The sequence below is a fragment of the Neolewinella lacunae genome (genome assembly GCF_014349155.1).
GTDB classification, from domain to species: Bacteria; Bacteroidota; Bacteroidia; order Chitinophagales; family Saprospiraceae; genus Neolewinella; species Neolewinella lacunae.
In genome coordinates this window covers 1-3,482 of record NZ_JACSIT010000060.1, presented here as the reverse complement: position 1 = coordinate 3,482, position 3,482 = coordinate 1, and the positions used below count along the sequence as shown (strand labels likewise).

Below are 3,482 nucleotides of genomic sequence, written 5' to 3'. Positions count from 1 at the left end.
AGCGGCTCGATGGTACAGGCTACACACAGCAGATCATTTATCCCCGTCTCGTCGTAGTTAATCCTTCCGCAGTAGTCAGCGCTAGCGATAATGGGCTCAATGCACAGCGCACCCGGGTCTACCAAGGGATCTACGCTAAAGGGACAACCCGGTGCCTCCGTAAAGGCATAATACACCCTCAGGGTACTTAAAGCCCCAACCGTTGGGTTGTAAACAATTTCTACTTCGTCGAAGGGCAGGCTCGTGGTGAAGCCAATGCGTTGAAGGTTTTCCCCGGCTCCGAGCAAGCCTACACCCAGCAGGCTTGCACTGCTGGCAATTTCCTGCTGCTGGTTGTCCAGGTAAGTGACCAACTGGACGGAAGACAGCACGTTCAGGTCCAACAGACCCGTGGGGAATTCAATGACGTAACCTACCCGGGTACCTGCGGGATAGGTATTGTTCGTGTCTTTTACCGAGACCAGCGAGCTTTGTACCAGCAGTGAAACCAGGTCGTCGTATTCCAGGAAATTCTCCAAATCAGTGTCCACCACGTTCGATGCATCGGCATCCGCACACAGTATGCAGATCCCCGTGAAGGTCATCTCGTCGTCCACGATTACGCCTGGCCCCACCAAGGGATCATTACAGGCCAAATCAGTACCGGAGACCACGTAATTGACCTGCACCGTGTCGCTGCAAACTCCGTCCGAGAGGATGAAGGTATAGATGCCTTCCACGGATAGACCAGTGACCACGCCCAGCGCATCGACGGTTGCCGGGCTGGGATTCCCGGGATCGGCGGACCAGGTCTGCCCTGCCATTGCGGGCGGAAGCTGGGCCTGTCCAGTACCAAATTCCGGGCAGGAGGAAATGTCCACTCCCGCATTAAGCATACATTCCGGATTACAGGCCAAGGGCAAACCAGCACTGTTCAGGATGTTGTCATCGCCCACGCATTTGTCAATGCAGTCCGGGACGCCATCAAGGTCCGTATCATAACGAATAAACGCATTGAAGATGTCTAATCCGCCTAAGAGACTGACGCCCGAGGTCGTTACCAATTGCACTTCATCGTAGGGGGCAGAGGTGCGGAAGCTCAATGACTGCCTCCCGCCGGGAAGCAAATCGACGGACACCAGGTTTTGGTCCAACTGCACGTTTTCTACCGGAGCACCACCTAAGTAGGTCCGGATGCGCATGGTGCTGAGAACGGATAGGTCTAGAAGACCCAAAATTCCGTCTGGAGCAACAACAAACCCCACATCCGAACCGGCGGGTTGTGCTGCACCAATGTCCACCGAAAGCGTAAAGGTCTCACCGACTGAAATGCCATAGTTGAAACTGGCATTGTTCCCCAGGTTGTCATCAATCGCATCACCAGTGGAGGTGATGGAACAACCTATACAAAGAATCCCACCGGAGAATGAGGTTCGTGCACCGACGATGGAAGGGGTAAAACCATTCGACGGAATAATCGCCGTCTGGCAATCCGCATCACAAAGCGGGTCTTCTTCAAAAGCATAAAACACCCGCACGCTTCCCAGCAGGGTGAGGGTGGAACTGAGGTACAGTTCAATTTCGTCAAAGGGCAAAGTGGTGGTAAAACCAAGGCGCTGCTTGCCGCCAGCGTTGCCCAAAGCTGCAAGGTCCAGAAGACCACCACTGAAGGTCGCTGTTTCCTGGGGCACGTCATTGAGGTAAGTACGAATCGACAAACCACTGAGCGCACTGGCGGATAACAAACCCCCATTGCTTTGGAGGACGAAACCAGCTCTGCGTCCGGCGGGATAGGTTTCACTAATGTCTTTTACCGATACAATAGCCGTCCCTAAAACAGCCGCAGTAATATTAATGTCCACAAAATCTTCTAAATCCTCATTTACTACGTTACCTAAGTTGCTTCCCGCCAAAAGCAGACCCACTAAACCCGGAGAAATTTCATCAACTATTGCATTCTTGCCCGCTAAAGGGTTATTGCAGTCTTCGGATGGAGCTACCATTTCAGGGTTTACAGTGACCATTACCGTTCCTTGGTCACAATCGCCGTCTGCATCGCATATCTGGTATTCAAAGCTATCCGGCCCGGTGTAGTTAGCATCCGGCGTGTAGTCTACCGAATCGTCCGTCGGATCATTGAGCGTACCACCGTTGTTGATTGTCGCCACGCCATTACTTGGAGGCACGGTGATCGTAATCGCTCCGGTGCCCGGGCCATCACCACCAAAACTGTCGTTGACCAGCACGGATAAATTAACCGCCACATTCTCGTCCGTGGTAGCTATATCGTCTCCAACTACCGGCAAATCATCTACGGCATTTATTGTTATCATTACCGTAACGGTATCGCAAAGGTTGGGTGCCCCACCGTCGCAGTAGGAATAGGTGAAACTGTCTTGGCCGTTAAAATCAGGATCCGGCGTGTAGGTAATCGTGCCATCACCGTTAATCACTAAATCGCCATTCATTACGTCCTGTACTATCGTTAACAGCGTGTCGGGACCATCCTCGTCCATATCGTTCGCGAGCACATCGATCACCACAGGTATGTCTTCGTCCGCTGTAGCGACATCACCTACCGCAACGGGAGCGTCGTTGACCGGAGCTACGGTGATGATGACGGTGGCCGTATCGCACTGGTTTGGCATTCCGTTATCACAATAGGAATAACGGAAGCTGTCCAGACCATTGAAATTGCCATCAGGTGTGTAGGTGAAAGTGCCGTCAGCGTTAAGCATCAGATCTCCATTGACTACGCCCTGCACTACAGTCAGCAGCGTATCCGGTCCATCGACGTCGATATCATTGTCCAACACGGAGATCGTCAATGGTGTATCTTCAAAGGCAGGTACCGCATCATCCATCGCTTCCGGAGCGTCGTTGAGTTCAATTATAAACCTCACCGTTGCCGTATCGGTACTCCCATTTGAGTCTTCAATAAGGTAACGTAATGAATCTACACCTTGATAACCCGCCGCAGGGAGGTAATCGATAAAATCATCCGTGGGATCAGCAGGAGTGCCATTATCATTCACCGTAGCTACACCATTTTCCGGCAAAAGGACGATACGAATGGCATTGGTACCGGGTAAATCAGGACCGAAATCGTCATTGGCCAGTACGTCCAATACCACGGGGTCTTCCACAAAAAGTTCAAAGGTATCGTTGACCGCAACGGGCATTCCATCACAGGCGTCCGGAATACCGTTTCCATCACCGTCCAGTTGATCATCTCCTGCGCAGCACTTGTCCAGACAGTCAGGAACACCATCCCCGTCCGAATCTGCTCGAACGTAGGCATAGTAGACGATGAAGTCGCCCAATACACTGGCATTAATCAGTCCACCCACCGAAATCCTTACCTCATTGAAGGCTGCCGTACTGGGAAAGCCGATGAAGGCAACATCGGCGCTGCCACTGAGCAGCGTAACCCGCACCAAGGGGTCATTGGCGGTGAAAGATTCAACAAATGCCCCGTTCAGATAAGTCGCAATGGAGATGCC

At 52.3% G+C, this 3,482-nt stretch carries 1 protein-coding gene; it reads right to left on the bottom strand.

Going from position 1 to position 3,482, the window contains the following annotated elements:
* The coding region (locus tag H9S92_RS03500; protein WP_187465331.1) for an Ig-like domain-containing protein at positions 1–3,482 on the bottom strand (3,482 nt) is incomplete at both ends.